Consider the following 22,215-nt stretch of genomic DNA (forward strand, 5'->3'; position numbering starts at 1 on the left):
TTCCACTCAATTATTTAGATATAAACTCATAGTCTTATTCATTATGTTATGCGTAAGATACGTATCATGGATAATCTTTCCTTCTTTCAAAGTAATAATACGATCTGCATGTTTGATAAGCCTATTATCCTGTGAAGCCACAACAACCGTCCCTCTTTGGTTATGAGCAATAAAACTTAAGATATCAATAGCTATTTGGCAGTCATCATTATCAAGATAACGGGTCGGCTCATCAGCAAACAAATACCGAGGGCTTTTCACAATGGCGCTGGCTATTGCCACCCGTTGTTTTTCATTATCACGTAATTCCTTGGGATATATATCTTTCTTGTGTTTCAGACCAACAATATTCAGTGCCTTGGTTGCCTTGACTCTTGCTTCCCGATGAGAAATCGTGATTCCACAAGAGAGAGATAATAGCAAATTATCCAGGACTGTAAGTTCATTAGATAAATTAATTCTTTGAAAGATAAAACCACAATTCATCAAATGGAATCTATCTAATTCGAAGTTATTCATCCTCCCCAATTCGTTATCAGAAATTAATATTTTTCCTCCGTCGAGAGGCAATAACCCAGAAATCATTGCCAGCAAAGTACTTTTTCCTGAACAGAGATCCCCATTAATCAAAGTAAATTCACCTGGAAAAATAGAAAAAGTGATGTCTGAAATCATTTTCTGGTTAGCTTTACTTTTCGAAAAACCATATGAAATATCAATGGCTTCAATCGTAGCGATTTGATTCAAATTCATTATCTCAGCATAATTAATAGTGTAAGAAATCTGGCATTATCAGTAACTCTTACAGCCAGAGCAATCCGTAAAAATACAGATATTCATCATTATAAGATTACACAAACGAGGGAAAATCATATAAGAAATATCTCAATTGAAAGTATATCAATATTTCTACCAGTGACTATTTCAAATGACTATCTGTATGCTAAAATCAAAATTTTACTAAACAAGATCAATCCATTCCTATCAACCATTCATTAACAATAGGCTACTATCTTGTTAGTACAAATAAAAAAATAACATCAGACAAATAATTTTTTATAGATAAAAACACCTTAATATCATAACAACATGTTAAAATTAATATTTAATTATCATAATAACAGTGACACATCGAACATTAAATTATTAATAAAAAAATCAATCTTCTCTTATTCCCCTACCAATCAAAAACACAAAAATTTTTATTTATAAATCAACCGGGAAGTATTTAATTATTAATTTTGTTTTTATTCAAGAAATAAATAATCAATAGAAGTATCAAAAATATTAATAGCTGTTATATATTTTATTACTTACAAAAAATAAAAATATCCAGCCACAGCGTATATTGTGATTGGATATATATTTATTAATTTATCATATAAAATATTATATATAAATCTAATTACAAACGATTCAACTGACGAGTCATTTCGGATTAGCCGCTAAAAGTTGCTGAATTAGTTCAATACAACGCAGGAAACGCTGATCATAATCGGGTGAATCCACATTAACATATTCAATATTATTACTTTTCAGCATATCCTCCAACAGTTGCTGGAACGCTTTACGATCCTGCTCGCTGCCAAGACTACGTAAACCGTCGGCAACCCAAGGGGTGTTGTTTTCCAGTAGAATGACCAAATCAAATCGGTATTCATCAATTAATGCCTGAACAAACGGGTGTTCACGTCCTTCATATCGCTTACAGAATGCTTGGGTAGTGACAAAATCGGTATCTATAAATGCAACCTTATTCGCATACTTTACGGCAAAATCAATATATTGAGCTTGCCCTAATGCAATCTTGTCATAGTCCGAATATTGTAGCGCCATCTCATCTCCCCCCAGATGAGAAAAAACATAATCACGACCATATTCCCAAGCACTTGTCGTATTAAAAATATTTGCCAATTTGTTAACTAACGTAGATTTACCACTGGACTCTCCACCAAGAATCGCTACGGTACGAACAAAGAAAGGTTTCACTTCCGTAGGAATATATTCCCAATGACGGAATGGGTCCTGGCGAATATGCCGACCACTGATCTTCATAAACGAACGTTGCGGATCGATAAGAATTGTCTCAATTCCTAAATGCTCTTTATATCGGGGAGCATCCTGAGTTTCACTGGAATATATATAAGTTGGATTAATACCTTTTTTTGACATAAAGGCTTTCATACCGTCACTCCACACATCCCAGCCATGTGGATAGGGTTCAATTCCCTGTTCATTAAAAGAGTGAATATGAATATTTTTCTGATATTTAAACGTTTGAAGCAACCAGCGCAGGCGATCGCTCACCGTAGGTTGCTGAGACATGGAACTGCTCATAAACAGCTCCCAATCTCTAGGCTCATCATGGCAAAGAATAATATGCAACTCATCCACCTGACTACAGGCCCGCTGAATCAGATAGATATGCCCGGTATGCAATGGATAGAACTTGCCGAATACCACTCCAACGGTTTTATTTTGCACAGGATATTGCAACCTCAGATAGTGATGAAGAGCAGCCAATTTTTGGGCGCTGGGACTTTTAATTTTGTCATTAATTAATTGGCTGAGATAACCTTTGGTCATACCACTTGCATCGGCAACCTGTTGCAACGTATAGCCTGTCTGTTTAATCGCTTCTTTAAGGTAGTCAAATTGGCCCATATCTCCTCCCTGCTTAATCAAAATCTTCCATAACAGATAACGCATCCGCCAACTTTTTCACACCAAAAACTTGCATCTCTGGCAGCGCTTTTTTTGGCATATTGGCATAAGGCACTATCGCCCGTTTGAAACCATGTTTGGCGGCTTCGGATATGCGTTCCTGTCCACTGGGAACAGGACGGATCTCTCCTGCCAACCCGACTTCACCAAATACAACTAAATCACGGGGTAACGGCCTATCCCGAAAACTGGAGACTAAAGAGAGCAATAAAGCGAGATCCGCGCTGGTCTCCGCGACCTTAACTCCACCCACCACATTCACAAACACATCCTGATCGGACATTTGCAAACCACCATGACGATGAAGAACCGCCAACAGAATAGCCAACCGGTTTTGTTCCAACCCCACAGCCACCCGCCGTGGATTGGTCATCATTGAATGATCCACCAGCGCTTGAATCTCTACCAACAGAGGGCGAGTTCCTTCCCACACCACCATGACAGAACTGCCGGCGGTAACTTCATCGCCACGGCTCAGAAAAATCGCTGATGGATTACTCACTTCACGCAATCCCTGTTCTGTCATGGCGAATACGCCAAGCTCATTAACGGCCCCAAAACGGTTTTTATGACTACGTAAAGTGCGAAAGCGGGAATCCGCTTCACCATCAAGCATCACTGAACAGTCAATACAGTGTTCCAACACTTTTGGCCCCGCCAATGAGCCATCTTTGGTCACATGACCAACCATAACAATGGCAACACCGCGGGTCTTAGCAAACCGAGTAAGATAAGCGGCAGTCTCTCTGACCTGAGCGACACTCCCCGGCGAAGATTGAATATCCGCCATATGCATCACCTGAATGGAGTCAATCACCATCAACTTTGGCTGCTCCTGCTCCGCAATCAGACAAATTTGTTCAATGCTGGTTTCTGACAACATATTCAGATTATCAGCCGGCAACCCCAACCGGTGCGCACGCATTGCAACCTGTTGTAACGACTCCTCACCGGTGACATATAAAGTTTTCATCTGCGCAGACAACTGACACATTGTCTGCAACAACAGGGTACTTTTCCCCGCTCCCGGATTACCGCCAATCAGAATCGCGCTACCGGGAACAACACCGCCGCCAAGCACCCGATCGAACTCTTTAAATCCGGTAGAAAAGCGAGGAAGTTCTTCCAGACTAATCTCTGATAATTTCTGAACCCTGTTGACACCAGCATCTCCCGCATAACCACTGAACCGTTCATTACGGGAGGAAGGTGCTGCGGCTAAGCGCACCTCAGTAATGGTATTCCAGGCATGACATGCGCTACATTGCCCCTGCCAACGCGGATAATCCGCCCCACACTCATTACAGACAAATGCCCGCTTTGCTGCTTTCGCCACTCTGTACTCCTAAAGGACTATATTAACGCTCTTCGTGTTTGAGACCGCCGCTTAACACACACAATACTCCCATGAGATCAGCATGACGGATGGTCACTTTCGACTGCGCATAAACTTTCGGTTTAGCATGGTAAGCGATACCTAACCCTGCTTTGCGGATCATCTTCAAATCATTAGCGCCATCACCAATCGCGATAGTCTGCTCCAATGGGATATCCAGTTTTCTCGCCAATTTCACCAATGTGACAGCCTTATATTTAGCATCAACAATTGGCCCTATAACCTTACCTGTCAACTTGCCATTTTTGACTTCTAACTGATTAGCTACCGCAGCCGCCAAACGTAAATTCTGACGCAAATGGTCAGCAAAATAGGTAAAACCACCCGATGCGATTGCCACATGCCAATCAAAGGATTGTAACTTACGTACCAAACTGGTCAGCCCCGGCATAAGCGGCAAATTTTCTACAACTTGCCGCAAAATACCAGCATCAGCCCCTGCCAACTGAGCAACTCGCTCCCGCAAACTATCAGAAAAATCCAACTCTCCTTGCATTGCTCGCTCGGTAATTTCAGCAACTTTATCACCTACGCCAGCCAAACGGGCTATTTCATCAATACATTCCACTTGAATTGCGGTTGAATCCATATCCATCACCAGCAAACCTGGCGACCGCAACCTTGGGATCTGCCCCAAAGGAACCACATCCAGACGACACTCATCCGCCAGCCGCTTAATACGCGCGGTCAAATTCCCGGCAATACGGACTACCTGATAATCATCAATGCGCCATGAAGAAACGATAACAATAGCCGCGCCAAGCCGATGCTGAAAATTACTGATACGTTGTTTATCCAAGCCACGACCATATATCAACCAACCACTGTCGCCAGCCCGGTAATCCAATGGCATAACTTCTTCACCACTTAACGAAAGTGGCAATCCCGGCCACTTATGGACCTCTTCCGGCAAATAGTGATAAGCCAGGTTATTAGACATTAATCCCTACTCCTGTAATCCCACATGATTTGACAGCAAAAAATTGCGCTTCAAACTATCCTCTCTATATTGCATCTGGCAACATTGCGTTGGCCAAAGCTTGGAAGAGATAACTATGATCAAAGCTAAATTAAAATTCCGACTGCATAAAACAGCTATTATATTGATTTGCATTGCTTTATTAGTATTTCTAATGCAGGGCGTTTCTTATTTTAGCCGTTCTCACCAACAAGCCCAGATGGATCAATTTGAGGAATTGGCAAAAACCTTGGCAAAACAAGTCGCATTCAGCTTATCTGATTATATGGAGAGTGGCAGCAAAGATCTTAATAATGAGCAGATACTGGCTAATTTGCATCATCTGACGACAAACAGCCGCATACTTGATGCCAGTGTATATCTTAACAATGGAACACAGGTTGCTCATAGCGGGGAAAGCGTCTCAGTGCGGGATCGTCTATCTTTGGATGGTAAAAAAGCAGGCAGCTACTTTAACTACCAAATAGTCGTTCCCATCCCAGGAAAAGATGAACCAAAAGGTTTTTTGCGCCTGACACTGGATACCCATAAATTAGCAACAGAGTCCAAGCAGGTGGATAACACGACTAACTTACTTCGGATCATGATTTTACTCGCTTTAGCAATTGGTTTTATTCTGGCGCATAACTTATTGCAATTAGCTCCAAGCCGCTGGCAACAATCGCCTTATTTGCTGACAGCCAACAGCAAATCAAGTGAAGAAGAAGAGAAATAAGGTAAAAGTTTCTCATTAAATCATTTTGATATCAGAACTAATAGAGGCGATTATTTCTACCATCCCATTATTTCCGTCACTTCGTAGATGGAATTAAAGCATGGCTCGGAACATTTAATTGTTGCCAGAACCTACTTTGCCAAGAGATTTCATAGCCGAATAAACACGCTGTAACTAATAAAAAATCATCAATCATAACTGAAAGAAACAGCTCTCCCTCTATATTAATAACACAATTAATAGTTTATTTAGTTACTTTAACTTTAATTACATAATAATATTTTTGGTGACATATATCACATATTTATCAATATAGAGAATTAAATCAGACCATCTGATCCAAAACACATAACCTATTAATTAATAAAATATTTTTCATTATTGCTCATTTTCTAATAAAATCATATCCATTTGTTTTTATTGGATATTCATAACAATCCGCATTTATTAATCACATCAGTGATTAATATCTACATATTGATTATTAAGTCAAATTCATGGCTAATACGCCCCCAAAATTATATGACGCGTGCGGGATGCCAAAGAATAATGAAAAAAAAGGTGATTATTTTTACTAGTTTTCTTATTGTTACTACCGATGTTAAAGCCGCCGAAATTTCAGATCAGCAACTCATTCATCAACAAGAACGACAGAAAGCACTGGAAGCCCAATTAGCTCCGCCACCGGCGGATATTCGTCTGTCTGTTCCTGAAACAGCAGTCCCTTCTCAATTCCCTGACGATACGCCCTGTTTTCCCATTACGCGTGTCGTTCTTGAAGGCACGGAACATTTTCCTCACTGGTTACCGTTAAAGCGTTTAGCTCAACAGGGAGAAAACCAATGTCTGGGCACCCAAGGGATTAATATATTAATGACTCGGATACAAAACCGGTTAATTAATCATGGCTATGTCACTAGCAGAGTATTAGCGCCCAGCCAGAATCTTAATGCCAAAACATTAAAACTCATGATTATACCGGGCAAAATCGGGCATATTCGCTATACCGCTGAAAGCGGCAATTATATTCAACGGATAACCACATTCCCTCCCCGCGAAGGAGAGCTGCTTGACTTACGGGATATCGAGCAAGGATTAGAAAATTTACAACGTTTTCCTACCGTTCAAGCCAGTATGGAAATTGTACCGAATGAACAGTTAGGAGAAAGCGACATTGTGCTGGACTGGCGTCAGTCAAGACATTGGCGACTGGCTAGCTACCTGGACGATTCAGGTTCTAAAAGTACCGGGCGTTACCAGGGCGGATTAACTTTATATCTGGATAATCCTCTTGCGTTGAGTGATCTATTTTATATCTCCGGTGGACGCGATATTCGCTCCCCTTCCGGTCGCAGCAGCAAAAACTACACCCTCCACTACTCCCTACCGGTGGGATACTGGATGGCGGGCATCACTGCCAGTAATTATGATTACTACCAAAAGGTAGCCAGTCCAAATAAAGACAACAAATACAGCGGCGAAAGCAAAAACCTGAATATCCAACTCAGCCGACTCTTGCATCGTAACGCCAGTCAGAGAACCTCGATTAACGGTGAAATTTATCGTCGCACATCCAAGAGCTTTATTAATGACCAAAAAATCGACGTACAGAGCCGGGAAACGGCTGGCTGGAAATTAGGATTATCTCATCGTCACTACATGGGTAGAGCGACCCTGGATGCCGGAGTAACTTACCAACAGGGAACCCGCTGGTTTGGCGCTCAGCCCGCGCCAGAAGAGGTCCGGGGCGAAGCAACCGCCCTACTTAAAACAACCCAGTTTTCTGCGGCGCTGGCTGCGCCATTTACCCTATTTTCTCAGCCCTTCATCTACAAAACCCAATACCTGCGCCAAATAAGCGCCAGAACATTGACAACACAAGATCAATTTTCAATTGGCAACCGCTGGACGGTACGCGGGTTTGATGGTGAACGCACATTAAATGGAGATCATGGTTGGTACAGCCGTAACGAACTGGAATGGCAAACGCCACTGAATGGTCACTCCCTGTATATGGGCATGGATTATGGCGAAATTGGTGGGCCGGGAAATGAGCGGCGCCTGGGAAAACATCTGGCGGGCGGCGTTTTGGGCTGTCGCGGCAGTCTGAAAAGCGTGAGCTATGACCTGTTTGCCGGTATCCCTCTATCCAAACCGGATGGCTTTCAAACCTCATCAGTCACAACCGGATTCAGTGTGTACTGGCAGTACTAATTCAGAATAACCACGTTGCCAAAGCGTAGTAGATAAAAAGTGTTAGCGGAGAGAAACAATGAACAAGCATCTGTATCGTATCATCTTTAACAAAGCCCGGAACATGCTGATGGTCGTGGCCGATATTGCAGCTTCTGGACAAGGTAGTACGGTACGCCGTCGCAGTCGTCGGCAATCATCACAATGCCTGTGCAGGTTAACAGCGTTACGACTGAGTTTGTTATTGGCAACCGGCTGCATCTCCCTAACAGCGCAAGCCAATATTGTGGCCGACGGACAAGCGCCGGGTAATCAGCAACCGACTATACTGAACAGCGCAAACGGTACGCCCCAAATCGATATTCAGACCCCTAACGCCGCGGGTATCTCGCATAATACCTACAGCCAATTTGATATCGATGAACGAGGCGTCATTCTTAACAACAGTCACAATGCAGTCCAAACTCAACTGGGCGGTATGGTGGCAGGAAATCCGTGGCTTGCCAAAGCGGAAGCCAAAATCATTCTTAATGAAGTGAACAGCATTAACGCCAGTAAACTTAATGGCTGGATAGAAGTCGCCGGACAAAAAGCCGACGTGATTATTGCCAACCCGGCAGGTATCACCTGCAACGGCTGTGGATTCATTAACGCCCATCGCGCAACACTCACCACAGGACAGGCCATGATGGAACAAGGCCGACTGAAAGGCTTTGATATTGAGCGGGGAGAAGTCCGCATTGAAGATCTGGGACTGGACAGCTCACAACAAAATTACACCGAAATTATTGCCCGCTCGGTGGTCATCAACGGCAAACTGCACGCGAAAGATCTGAAAGTTACCACCGGACGTAATATCGTTGATGCGGCTCACCAGAACATTGAGAAAAAATCTGCTGACGGCAGCAAGAATCCCTCATTTACGCTGGATGTAGCAGCTTTGGGCGGCATGTACGCCAATAAAATCGTGCTGGTGGGCACCGAATTTGGCGTAGGGGTACGTAACGCCGGCCACATAGGAGCAACCGCCGGTGAGGTCCGTCTCACAGTTGATGGGCAGATTGAGAATAGCGGCACGATTGCTGCGCGGAGTAATACCACAATCAAGGCGGAATCGATACAGAGCGCCAAAGGCAGCACCCTGGCTGCCGGAATTGATGATAAAGGGAAAGCTACACTGCCCGGATCGCTGACACTGACCGCCAAACAGCAAATTCAGGCCAATGGAAAAAATCTGACAACCAACACGCTGGAAGTACAGAGTAAAAAGATTGATCTCAGCGACAGCCAAACTTCGGCCAACAACATTCAACTCACTGCCAGCCAGCAAGAAGTTAGCACTGCCAACGCTACAGTCACCGCTGACCGCTTTACAGCTAAAACACCCGGCCAATTTAACAATGACGGCGGCACACTGGTCGCACGGGAAATCAACTTAACGACTCCAGACTTATCCAACAAGCAAGGGAAAATTAATCAAACCGGCAACGGCGAGCTGGTACTGAACACCCAAAAACTGAATAACCACAGCGGGACCCTTCTCAATGAGGGGAAACGTCTGGTTATCACTACAAGCAATCTGGACAACCGTCATGGAAAAATCGCCAATAATGGGGATGATCTGAACCTAACCGTCCACAAGGAAGCGAACAACACGGAAGGCGGGACAATTCAACTCGCCGGTAAAGGTAAACTGTCACTCAACACCCATCAGTGGATAGGTGACGGAGGCGAGCTGCTCTCCAATGGTGAACTAGATATACAAGCCCACAACCTGCAACTGAACAAAAAAGCAGTCACTACCGCCGATAAGATTACAATAAAAACAGACACATTAAGCCATCATAGTGGAGTAATGCAGCAACAGGGCACGGACAAAATGTCCCTGACTGCCAATATTCTGAATAACCAAAATGGCGAGATTAAAGGTAATGGCAACCTGAAAATCAATGCCACTACCTTGGATAACAGCAAAGGCAAAATCATAGCAGCCAAACAAGGCAACTTGGAATTGACCGTTGATGACGCTCTGAATAACCAAGATGGACACCTGGAAGCCGGTCAAGATATCCAACTGACAGCAACACAACTTGATAACAGCCGGGGCAAAATCGCTGCAACCGGTGGCAGCACAGAGCTGATCATTGCGGAAAACATTAAAAACGTTGACGGACGAATCGAAGCCAAAACAGAACTCACCACAAAAAGTCAGGCGTTGGATAACCATCAAGGCTTATTACTAGCTCAGCAAATAGACAGCCAGACAAAAGGACATAAATTCACCAACACCGCAGGACAGGTTATTGCCCGAGAAAAACTCACCCTAAACAGCGGCGAGCTGGATAACACTGACGGTCTATTACAATCCGACAGTGACATGATAGTCAATACTCATGGGCAGAAACTAACTAATACGAAAGACCAGAAAAGCACCAAAGACACTAAAAATGATGACAAAAAAGAGATCAAAAAAGGCATCATATTAAGCAATGGCAATCTGGAACTCCGTACCGGGGATATCAACAACACCACCGGCATTATTTCCGCCAAAGGAAAAACCACCCTTAACGCCGGTAATGTTAACAATACCGATGGTCAACTCGTATCACAGCAGATGGCGGAGCTGACTACACTGGCATTAGATAACACTCGTGGACAGATCCAATCAGAGTCAACCTTGTTGTTGGATACCCAAAACCAAGCCCTGACCAATACCAATAGTGGCAAAACGGGCGGTATTATTGCCAAAGACGCATTACGGATTTCCAGCGGTAAACTCACTAATGATGCGGGCGTTATCCTTGGTCATGGCATTCACATCGACACCCATGAACATCAGCTAAGCAACCAAAAGGGCGCCATAGAGAGCAAGAAAAATCTGCAACTTGACAGCGGAGAACTCGACAGTACCAGTGGGCAAATAAAATCTGATGGCGACATGACATTAGACACCCACGGGAAAAAACTAACCACCGCGAAAAGTGGCGACACCAATGGCATTATCAGCGGGGGAAAGCTCACCTTAACCACAGGTGAGATCGACAACCACGATGGCACCATAACTGGTACCGGAACGACAACTATCACCGGTGGGGAACTCCATAACCAACGAGGAAAACTGGTCAGCAAAACCGACTCACTAACATTAACGGTAAACAACACTGACAACAGCGGTGGACTATTGCAATCCGCGGGTGATTTGACACTGGATACGCAAGGTGGGCTGCTAACCAACACCCACAGCGGCGAAGACCGAGGCATAATCAGCACAGGCAACATGAAGCTGAAGACCCAAGGGGTTAACAATGATGCGGGCCTAATCCATGCGGGTAAGAACCTGATCCTTGACGGACAGAAGGGAGCGATAACCAACCGCAACAGCCAGCCTAATCAGGGTATCCGTAGCTCAGGAGACTTAACGCTGACGGCAAGTGCTATTGATAACCATCAAGGATCTGTGGAAGCTGATAAACAACTCACCGTAACATCCGGGACAATTGACAATACCGGTGGTCTGCTGAAATCCGGCTCAACTCTGTCACTCAACACCCAAGGCCAGAAACTGATTAACGCACAGAGCGGAGAAAAACGCGGTATCCGCAGCGGCAGTGATCTGATCCTAGAAGCCGGTGAAATTGACAACACCGCTGGCGTGATAGACTCACAAGGCGAAACCACGCTGACCAGCCAAAACCTCAACAACACCGGCGGTAAAATCCTCTCGCGGAAAAAAGCCGATCTAACAACACAAACAGTCAACAACCAAAGCGGACAAATACAATCCGCAACCAGTCTGAAATTAGATACACAACAGCATGAACTCACTAACACTGATAACGGTAAAAACGGTGGGATTATCGCGGAAGATGCCCTGGAACTGACTACCGGTAAACTGATCAATGACCGTGGATCTATCCGTGGTGATGAAACCCACATTAACACCCATCAGCAAGCGCTAAACAATGTGGCGGGCGCCATCGCCAGTAAGAAAAATCTAAAAATCGATAGCGGAGAACTCAACAGTACTGGTGGAAGAATAGAGTCTGCTGGTGATATGACACTGGACACACACGGAGAAAAACTGACCACCGCCAAAAGCGGTAAAACCGGTGGCGTTATCAGTCAAGGAACATTGACGCTGACTACTGGCGAGATCGACAACCGAGAGGGTTTTATCAAAGGTACAGGAACAACCACCGTTACCGGCTGTGAACTGAAAAACCAAGGCGGAACCCTCGCCAGTGAAACCAGCACACTCACATTGACCGTGAAAAAAACCGACAATAGCGGCGGCCTGTTGAAATCCGCAGGTGATCTAACACTCGATACACAAGGTGAACTACTGACTAACCTCAACAGCGGCAAGACCGGAGGCATAATTAGTGCAAGCAATGTCAAGCTGACCGCTCAAGGCATCAATAATGAAGCAGGCTGGATCCATGCGGATAAAAACCTGACTCTGGATGGGAAACAAGGCACAATAACCAACCGCAACAGCCAGCCTGAACAGGGGATATCAAGCCAGGGGGAGTTGGCAATAACTGCGGGTACCCTTGATAACCAACAGGGAAGAGTTATCGCCGATAAGCAGCTCAACGTGACATCAACAGGAGCTGTTGATAATACCAGCGGTAAAATAGTCAGCCAGAATCAACAACTCACCATGAATACCGGTGAACTGAATAACACCAGTGGTTTGCTGCAATCCAAAACAACCCTTTCTCTTAACACCCACGGCCAAAAACTGACTAATACGCAAAGCGGGGATGACCTCGGCATACTCAGCGGCAGTGACCTGACCCTGGAAGCTGGTGAAATTGATAACACCGCAGGCAAGATAGATTCCCAAGGCGAAACCACGCTGACTAGCCAAAACCTCAACAACACCGACGGTAAAATCCTCTCGAAAGGAAAAGCCGATCTGACAACACAAGCGGTCAACAACCAAAGCGGGCTGATACAATCCTCAGCCAGTCTGAAATTAGACACCCAACAGCATGAACTAACCAACACCGATAGCGGTAAAAACAGCGGGATCGTCGCGGAAGATGCCTTAGAACTGACTACCGGTAAACTGATCAATGACCGCGGCGAAATTCGTGGTAACGAAACCCACATTAACACCCATCAACAAGCGCTAAACAACTTGGCTGGCACCCTATTCAGTAAGAAAAATCTAAAACTCGATAGCGGAGAACTCAACAGTACTGGTGGAAGAATAGAGTCTACCGGCGATATGACACTGGACACGCACGGAGAAAAACTGACCACCGCCAAAAGCGGTAAAACCGGCGGCGTTATCAGTCAAGGAACATTGACGCTGACTACTGGCGAGATCGACAACCGAGAGGGTTTTATCAAAGGTAGAGGAACAACGACCGTTACCGGTGGCGAACTGAAAAACCAGGGCGGAACCCTCGCCAGTGAAACCAGCGCGCTCACATTGACCGTGAAAAAAACCGACAACAGCGGCGGCTTGTTGAAATCCGCGGGTGATCTGACACTCGATACACAAGGCGAACTACTGACTAACCTCAACAGCGGCAAGACCGGAGGCATAGTCAGTGCAAGCAATGTCAAGCTGACTGCTCAAGGTATCAATAATGAAGCAGGCTGGATCCATGCGGATAAAAACCTGACTCTGGATGTGCAACAAGGCAAAATAACCAACCGCAACAGCCAACCCGAGCAAGGGATCTCAAGCCAAGGAGAATTGGCAATAACTGCGGGTACCATCGATAACCAACAGGGAAGAGTTATCGCTGATAAACAGCTCAAAGTGACATCAACAGGAGCCGTTGATAATACCAGCGGTAAAATTGTCAGCCAGAATCAACAACTCACCATGAATACCGGTGAACTGAATAACACCAGTGGTTTGCTGCAATCCAAAACAACCCTTTCTCTTAACACCCACGGCCAAAAGCTGACTAATACGCAAAGCGGGGATGACCTCGGTATACGCAGCGGCAGTGACTTGACCCTGGAAGCTGGCGAAATCGATAACACTGCGGGCGTGATAGACTCAAAAGGTGAAACTACACTGACCAGCCAAAACCTCAACAACACCGACGGTAAAATCCTCTCAGAGGGAAAAGCCGATCTGACAACACAAGCCGTCAACAACCAACGTGGGCTGATACAATCCGCTGCCAGTCTGAAACTGGATACCCAACAGCAAAAACTGACGAATACCGATAGCGGAGAACTTAACGGAATCCTCGCAGGGGATAGCCTAAAACTGCTTACAGGTGAACTCATCAATGATCTCGGATATATCCGTGGCGATGAAACTCACATCAATTCTCATCAACAGACATTAAGCAATCTAACCGGCACTATAGTCAGTAAGAAAAACCTGCAACTCGATAGCGGCGAGTTAAACAGTACCGGTGGACTAATAAAGTCTGACGGCAACATGACGCTAGATACTCACGGAGAAAAACTGACCACCGCCAAAAGCGGCGATACCAAAGGCGTTATCAGTAAAGGAACGATGGCCCTGACTGCCGGTGATATCGACAATCAGGATGGGGCGATCATCAGTACCGGAGCAGCAACGGTTACCGGGGGTGAACTGAACAACCAGGGCGGAACCCTTATCAGCGAAAAAGGGGCGCTAACATTATCAGTGAACCAAACTGACAACAGCGGCGGTCTGTTGCAATCCGCAGGTAAACTGACTCTCGATACACACGGTCATTCACTTACTAATAAAAACAGTGGTGATCGGGGCGGTATCCGCAGCCAGGACGACATGTTAATTACCAGCGGTGATTTACATAATCAAGCTGGTAAGATTACCAATCGCAAAATCGCAACCGTAAATAACACTCAAGACACCATTGTCGGCACCCAACAGATAAAGCTGATTACCCAAGCATTTAATAACCAACAAGGCCATGTCCATTCTGATGGCAACCTGAGCCTCAACACTCAAGGCAAACGCCTGAATAACACCGGCGACAAAGATAAATCAGGCGAATTCTCTGCCCGAGGAGATTTGACACTGGATATCGGTGAGTTAAACAACGACGCTGGTTTTATCGCCACGGATGGCAAAACTAAGATTACCAGTACAACCCTTACCAATGAAAAAGGACTGATTGCGGGTAACAGTGGGCTGGAAATTCATAGCCAGACGCTTATCAACAACAATGGCTCATTAAAGTCAGCAAAGACTGTCAATATTGACACCAACGGGCAGCTACTGGACAACCAGCATGGCCGTATTATTGGCGATGACAACACCACCGTGACCAGCGGCAAACTGAATAACCAACACGGACACATTCAGGGCAAAAAACTCACCATCAACACCGGACAAGCCGATACGGATAACCAAGACGGTAAACTGTTGTCAACAGACACCATGAACCTGAATACCCTACAGCTCGACAACCGTCGCGGACAGGTCAGAGCCATAGGTGACGCGACGATTAACACCCCGAAACAAACGAACAATACTGGCGGCCTTATCCACAGCGACCAACAACTGACACTAAAAACAGCAGAACTTATTAACCGGGAGACTAATCACCCTGACCAAGGTACCGAAGCCCAAGACTTGATAATTGAAGCTCAACAGGTGGATAACACCCAGGGAACATTACAGGGAGCCAACCGTCTGCAAGCTATCATTAATCAGTCTCTGAAAAACGAGCAAGGGCTAGTCTCCGGTGGAAAACAACTCACCATCGAAGATAAAACCCAGAAACTGACGGTGAATAACCAGCAAGGCACACTGACTGGAAGTGAAAAGGTCAAAATTAAAGCCAACGCCTTGAGCGGCGACGGTCAAATCGTATCGCAGGGCGATATAGAGGTGAAATTAAAACAAGACTTCCACAACACCGGCAACATCGCCGCCGACGGCAAGCTGTCTCTGGAAACCGACGGCAACATCATCAATGACAGCACAATTAAAGCCGAACAGGCATACCTGGAAGCCCAAAATCTCACCAACACCCAAGCCGCGGAAATCAGAGCTAAGCAAACCGAAGTCAACGTCCGAAACACGCTGACCAACACCGGGCTCATTGACGGCGAACTGACCCATCTCACCGCCAAAGTACTGGACAACACCGGAACCGGACGTATTTACGGTGACCAAATAGCCCTCAAGACTGGCACGCTCAATAACACAGCAAAAGATGATAAGGCCGCCGTCATTGCCGCCCGAGATAAATTAGATATTGGCACCGGAACCCTCAACAACAGTCACCATGCCCATATTTTCAGCGCGGGAGATATGCGCATCGGTGGACAACTGGATGAGAACCTAACTGCTACTAGTCAGGCCGGGATGCTCGACAACCACGCGGCAACCATTGAGGCCGGGGGTAACCTAAAGATTGATGCCGCTATTATCAAAAATACCAACAACGGTCTGGTCACCCAAATCGTCGAAACGGAAAAATCCCAGCGTCATGAAGCAGTATTGAGCGGCTACACCACCCGCTATGACTGGTCACAAGTAGACACTTCCTACAGCAACAAATACGGCGTACATACCGCTGTTATGCCGGATGGTAGCAGCGATGATGAGTTTTACGAGTACCGATATACCCGTACCATCAATGAAACCCAGATAAAAGAGAGTGATCCGGGTAAAATCCTGTCCGGGGGTAATATGACCATCAATAGCGCGATACTGACTAATGACGACAGTCAGATCGTAGCGGGCGGAATACTAGGGGGTGATATTGACGAGCTGCACAATAACGCCACCAAAGGCGAACGTATCATCACGGATGAAGGTAGCGAAATCCGTTGGTATGCCAAAAAGAAAAAACGTCGATTCAGAGGAACCAAAACCTCCCAAGGAAAAGACTGGGACGACTATAACCCAGCGCCGATAACCGAAACCATTGACCTGAAAGCCCTAGCCTGGCAGGGCAACACTCGTCCAAACTCTACCGGCATAACAATAGGTGACAGGCAGACAAACCGTGTTCAAAGTGCGCCAACCGGGATTAACCTGACCTCAAGAATGGCAGAAGCCGGTGAAGTTACGTTCATAAATGCCACTATCAACGCCATCACACTACCGAACAGAGACATACCGACTGATCGCCCATTAATTTCATCTAGGGGCCAACAAACTGAACAGATATTATCGTCCGGCGCAGTAGCACTACCAAACAGAGATGCACTCACTGAACACCCAATATTTTCACCTACGGGCCAACAAACTGAGCAGATATTATCGTCCGGCACAGTGGCACTACCAAACAGAGATGCGCTGACTGAACACCCAATATTTTCACCTACAGGCCAACAGACTGAGCAGATATTATCGTCCGGCGCAGTGGCGCTACCAAACAGAGATGCACTCACTGAACACCCGGTACTTCCTCCAGTTCAACAAACTGAACGGGTACTCCCTCCTGCCACTGTCACCCTACCAAATAGTGGTACATTGGATGATCGCCCGCTGGTGTTACCAACAGGCCAACAATTTGAACTGACGCTACCGTCTGATACCGTCAAAGGTCAAAGCGTCGAACCCCTTATCCGTATCGTTGCTCCAGATACCCGCCTGCCGGACAACAGCTTGTTTGTCGTACAGCCGGGCAGTGACAGCCATTATTTAGTGGAGACCGACCCTAAATTCACCCAATATAAAAAGTGGCTGGGCACGGATTACATGCAACAACAGTTAACCCGCGACCCGGCACTAGCGCACAAACGCCTGGGAGATGGGTTCTACGAACAGCGTTTGGTGCGTGATCAAATTACCCAATTGACTGGTCAGCGTTATCTGACCGGCCATAACAACGATGAAACCCAGTTCAAAGCACTAATGGAAGCCGGCGTTGCTTTCAGCAAACAGCAACAACTTACCCCCGGCATCGCCTTAAGCCCATCGCAAATGGCGCTGCTCACCTCAGATATTATCTGGCTGACCAACCGGACCGTGACCCTGCCGAACGGCACAACACAGGTGGTCGCCGTGCCGCAGGTCTACGCTCGCGTGAATAAAGGCGACCTGACCGGTGACGGCGCTCTGCTCTCCGGTAAAAACGTGACAATAAATAGCCAAAAAGACATCACCAACAGCGGCACTATCCGCGGACGTGAAGTCACCCAACTGACGGCGAACAATCTGACCAATAGCGGCTTTATCCAAAGTGGCAGAGTGGATTTAACCGCCCGGCAGAACATCACCAACCTCGGCGGACAAATTCAGGGCCGAGACCGCGTTTCTGCACTGGCAAACCGGGATATCACCAGTGCCTCTACCCTGCGCGGAGAAGGTGCTGACCGCTGGCTGGATCGGCCGGCGGGCATTTATGTCCAGAATGACAACGGCACCTTGTCGCTGAAAGCCCTGAACAACATCCGTCTCACTGCCAGTGAAGTAGATAACGCGGGCAAAGACGGTCAGACAGAGATAACTGCGGGCCTCGACCTGACTCTGGACACCCTGCGCACTCATCACACAGAAAACAGTGACTGGGGGAGCGACAACTATCGCCATCTCACTCAGGAGAGTGACACTGGCAGCCAGATAACCACCGCCGGTAACCTGTCACTGCGAGCAGGTAACAACCTGAACGCTACCGCAGCTAACGTGAACGCCGGTCAACAACTCACCGCCCAGGCCGGGAACAACATCACCCTGAATGCTGGCACCGCTTCATCAGACCTGATAGAACACAGCAAACAGACCAGTAAAGGCTTACTCTCCAAATCCTCCGTCGAAACCCATGATGAGGTGCATGAACGCCGGGCGCAGAGCACCACACTCAGCGGCGACCGCGTGACCGTACAAACCGGGAATGACCTGAATATCATCGGCAGTAACGTGGCAGGCACTCAGAATGTTAATCTGGCTGCCGGCAATCAGCTCACCATCACGACCGCGGATGAAGCCCGTCATGAAACTCACTTCAAACAAGAGAAAAAATCCGGTCTGATGGGCACAGGGGGTATCGGCTTCACCGTCGGCAAAGCCAGCCAAAAATCCACCACTGACATCGACAGTAACCTCAACAAAGGCAGCACAGTAGGCAGCAGCCAGGGCAGTGTGACATTCAGCGCCGGAAAACAGCTCAACATTCACGGCAGTGATGCAGTGGCGGGTCGCGATATGCAGCTTTCCGGTCAAAACATTAACATCACCAGCGCGGAAAACAGTCACACCGCCATCACCAAAACCGAACAGAAACAAAGCGGCCTGACCGTGGCTCTGTCCGGCACCGCAGGCGGGGCCCTGAATTCCGCTGTTCAAACGGTTCAAGCCGCCAACAATGAAAGTGACAGCCGTATCAAAGCTTTACAAGGCACTAAAGCCGCTCTTAGCGGGGTACAGGCTGTTCAGGCAGCCCGTCTGGCCAACGCCAAAGGCGGTGACGACAAAGCCAATAACAATCTGATAGGGGTTAACCTCTCCTACGGCAGCCAGTCCTCCCGGTCAGAACTGAAACAGCACCAGACCACTCAACAGGGCAGCAGCCTGATGACCGGGGATAATCTCACCCTCACCGCTGCCGGGACACCAGATCAGAACGGCGATATTCGCATTCAGGGCGGCCAGTTGCAGGCGGGCAAAGACCTGCAACTTAATGCCAGCCGGGATATCCAGCTCTCATCCAGCCAGAACACCGAACAGACCACCGGCAAAAACAGCAGTCGCGGAGGGTCACTGGGCGTCGGTTTCACTGCCGGACCGGGGGGCACAGGTATCAACCTCTCCGCCAGCGCCAACTACGGTAAAGGCCGTGAAAGCGGTAATGGCGTAAGCCATAACGAAACCACCTTGGACGCAGGACAAACCGTCACCATCAATGCCGGCCGAGATGCCACGCTTAAGGGCGCTCAGGTCAGCGGCGAACAGATTACCGCCGACGTCAAACGCCACCTGACGCTCAGTAGCGAGCAGGACAGCAACCGCTACGATATGAAGCAACAAAATGTCAGTGCCGGCGTTAGTGCCACTATCGGTTCAGGTGGTTCATTGAACCTCAGCGCCAGCCGCGACAAAATCCACAGCAACTTTGACTCCGTACAGGAACAAACCGGACTGTTCGCCGGCCAAGGCGGCTATCAAGTGAAAGTGGGGGAACATACTCAGCTTGACGGCACAGTGATTGCCAGTACCGCAGACAAAGACAAAAACACCCTCGATACCGGCACTCTCGGCTTTGACAACATTCAGAACAAAGCGGATTTTAAAACCGAACACCACAGCGTAAGTGTCAGCACCGGCGGTTCAGCAGGCGGCATGTTCCTCAGTAACATGGCGGCCAATACTCTGGGCGGCGCTAACCGGGAAGGCCATGCTCAAAGCACTACTCATGCCGCGGTCAGTGACGGCGCCCTGATTATCCGGGATAAAGACAACCAGCAACAGGATATCACCACCCTGAGCCGGGATACCGACCATGCTAACAATGCTCTCAGTCCTATCTTTGACAAAGAGAAAGAGCAACAACGACTAAAACAGGCCCAACTGATTGGCGAAATCAGTGCGCAGGTGATTGATATCGCCAGCACAGAAGGGGACATTATCGCCACCAAAGCCGCCCACGCCAAACTGGAGAATATCAGTGACTCGGACAGAAAAGCGGCCATCAAAGTACTGGAAGATAAAGGCGAAACCGACATCACCCCGAAACTCATTCAAGAGCAGATTTACAAAACCGCCTATAATCAGGCATTGAATGAATCTGGCTTTGGCACCGGTGGGAAATACCACACCGCTTTACAGGCTGCCACCGCGGCCATTCAGGGACTCGCGGGCGGAAATATTGGTCAGGCGCTGGCGGGCGGCGCTTCCCCTTACCTGGCTGGCGTGATTAAAGACCTGACCACCGACCCGAAAACTCATCAAGTGGATGTCGTAAGCAATACCCTGGCCCATGCGATTCTGGGGGCAGTGGCCGCGGAAGTCAGTGGTAACAACGCGCTGGCCGGCGCGGCAGGCGCGGCGGGCGGTGAACTGGCTGCCCGGGAACTGATGAAGCACATTCACGGCGAAAATGTTAAAGTCAGTGACTTAAGTGAAGAAGAAAAACAGACCATCAGCACTCTTTCTACCCTGGCAGCCGGCCTGGCAGGCGGCATTACCGGTGACTCCACTGGCAGCGCCGTTACCGGCGCCCAGGCCGGGAAGAATGCGATTGAGAATAATGCGCTGGCCTCCCGAAATCTGGGGGATTGCAGCACAATGTCACCGGAAGCGTGCGGCAAGGCCAAAGAACTGAGTCAGCGCATTCTAGATAAAGGTCTGCCGTCAGTTGAGGACATGCGCGATAAACTGGCGGCTTGTCAGGATGACAGCTGCCGCAAAGGCATCTGGACGGAATACCGTCAGGCCAGCGATGCGACCATCAATACTTTGAAACAAATGGCGCTGAATGGCGAGTTGAGCCGTGAAGAACTGGCCTTTATCAACCATGAACTGGGTAAAGAACTGGCGGTCTCGGGCTACCGTGCCAATGATAAGATAGGTCGTTCAGAGCAGAGTAGTTGGCTAAATGGTGGCGGTGGGCCACTCTCCGGGTTCTTTAATACTGAATTACGTCAGAAAGAGCTGGAGAACGCTGGATTATCTAAAGCCGATGCGGCGCAGTATGTGAAGGAAGAGCATCGGAATCTGATGTTGCTGGAGACAGCGACGGGAATTATTGGGGCAAAAGCTAATAGAACTTCTATAAATATAGTCGGAAAAGGCGCAACATTACCTACTGGTTATGCTCCAAAAGGGAATTCAGTTATCGGGCCAAAAGGTAGTGTTTATGGCAATACAGGAAAAGTAGATGCCTCAGGAAACACGATTTATAGTAACAACGGTGGGTACTATACGTTTGAAAATGGCGTGAAAACAAAAGTTCAATCACCTAACTCTGATTCACAAATACGGCAGAATTATGAGAAGGGTAAAGAATTTGAACAATCTACTTACGATAAATTCAAAGTTGATAAAGTTGAATCAGCACGAGAAATTACTGTCAAAACAGATAGTAATACAAAAATAAGGGTTGACATGATAGGCAAAGATAAAGAAGGAAACATTATCTGTGTTGAATGTAAAAGCTCATCAACTGCTCCATTAACAACAAATCAAAAGAAAGGTTTTCCTGAACTTGAAACCAAGGGGGGCACTGTCGTTGGAAAAGGAAAACCGGGTTTTGAAGAAGGGAGCAAAATACCGCCAACCAAGGTTGACATTATCAGGCCCACTTCTAAAGATTAAGTAAG

The 22,215-nt window shown here is 47.2% G+C and carries 7 protein-coding genes; 3 read left to right on the forward strand and 4 right to left on the reverse strand.

Annotated features, from left to right (window positions below; genetic code table 11):
* Positions 1-6 precede the first annotated feature (6 nt).
* From TI10_RS13140 to serB, 4 genes are all read right to left on the reverse strand, one after another.
* Positions 7-753: an ABC transporter ATP-binding protein gene (locus TI10_RS13140; protein ID WP_049583779.1), complete on the reverse strand. Its 747-nt coding sequence runs from the start codon at positions 751-753 to the stop codon at positions 7-9.
* 675 nt (positions 754-1,428) lie between these two features.
* Entirely contained in the window at positions 1,429-2,664 is a 1,236-nt protein-coding gene (gene nadR, locus TI10_RS13145) for a multifunctional transcriptional regulator/nicotinamide-nucleotide adenylyltransferase/ribosylnicotinamide kinase NadR (RefSeq protein ID WP_049583822.1), read from the reverse strand.
* Positions 2,665-2,677: 13 nt separating this feature from the next.
* The gene (gene radA, locus TI10_RS13150; protein ID WP_049583780.1) at positions 2,678-4,060 is read right to left on the reverse strand and encodes a DNA repair protein RadA; all 1,383 of its coding nucleotides are present in this window, start codon (positions 4,058-4,060) and stop codon (positions 2,678-2,680) included.
* A gap of 22 nt (positions 4,061-4,082) precedes the next feature.
* Complete coding sequence (gene serB / locus TI10_RS13155) at positions 4,083-5,060, reverse strand: phosphoserine phosphatase (RefSeq protein WP_049583781.1); 978 nt, start codon at positions 5,058-5,060, stop codon at positions 4,083-4,085.
* Positions 5,061-5,175: 115 nt separating this feature from the next.
* On the opposite strand from serB, the gene TI10_RS13160 reads away from it, so the two are divergent.
* The 3 genes from TI10_RS13160 to TI10_RS26485 all read left to right on the forward strand — a co-directional run bounded on the left by TI10_RS13160 (position 5,176) and on the right by TI10_RS26485 (position 22,210).
* The gene (locus TI10_RS13160) at positions 5,176-5,814 is read left to right on the forward strand and encodes a YtjB family periplasmic protein (RefSeq protein WP_049583782.1); all 639 of its coding nucleotides are present in this window, start codon (positions 5,176-5,178) and stop codon (positions 5,812-5,814) included.
* A gap of 549 nt (positions 5,815-6,363) precedes the next feature.
* Positions 6,364-8,028 (forward strand): ShlB/FhaC/HecB family hemolysin secretion/activation protein, encoded by a 1,665-nt coding sequence (locus TI10_RS13165; protein ID WP_049583783.1) that lies wholly within the window; start codon positions 6,364-6,366, stop codon positions 8,026-8,028.
* A 58-nt stretch (positions 8,029-8,086) separates the two neighbouring features.
* A complete protein-coding gene (locus TI10_RS26485) occupies positions 8,087-22,210 on the forward strand; it encodes a hemagglutinin repeat-containing protein (protein ID WP_049583784.1) in 14,124 nt (4,707 codons plus the stop codon).
* Positions 22,211-22,215 lie beyond the last annotated feature (5 nt).

The organism is Photorhabdus luminescens subsp. luminescens, assembly GCF_001083805.1.
Classification (GTDB): Bacteria; Pseudomonadota; Gammaproteobacteria; order Enterobacterales; family Enterobacteriaceae; genus Photorhabdus; species Photorhabdus luminescens.

Excerpts from the sequence above, each read along its gene's own strand:
- TI10_RS13140 (WP_049583779.1), bottom strand. The coding sequence starts at position 753 with ATGAATTTGAATCAAATCGCTACGATTGAAGCCATTGATATTTCATAT.
- nadR (WP_049583822.1), bottom strand. The coding sequence starts at position 2,664 with ATGGGCCAATTTGACTACCTTAAAGAAGCGATTAAACAGACAGGCTAT.
- serB (WP_049583781.1), bottom strand. The coding sequence starts at position 5,060 with ATGTCTAATAACCTGGCTTATCACTATTTGCCGGAAGAGGTCCATAAG.
- TI10_RS13160 (WP_049583782.1), top strand. The coding sequence starts at position 5,176 with ATGATCAAAGCTAAATTAAAATTCCGACTGCATAAAACAGCTATTATA.
- TI10_RS13165 (WP_049583783.1), top strand. The coding sequence starts at position 6,364 with ATGAAAAAAAAGGTGATTATTTTTACTAGTTTTCTTATTGTTACTACC.
- TI10_RS26485 (WP_049583784.1), top strand. The coding sequence starts at position 8,087 with ATGAACAAGCATCTGTATCGTATCATCTTTAACAAAGCCCGGAACATG.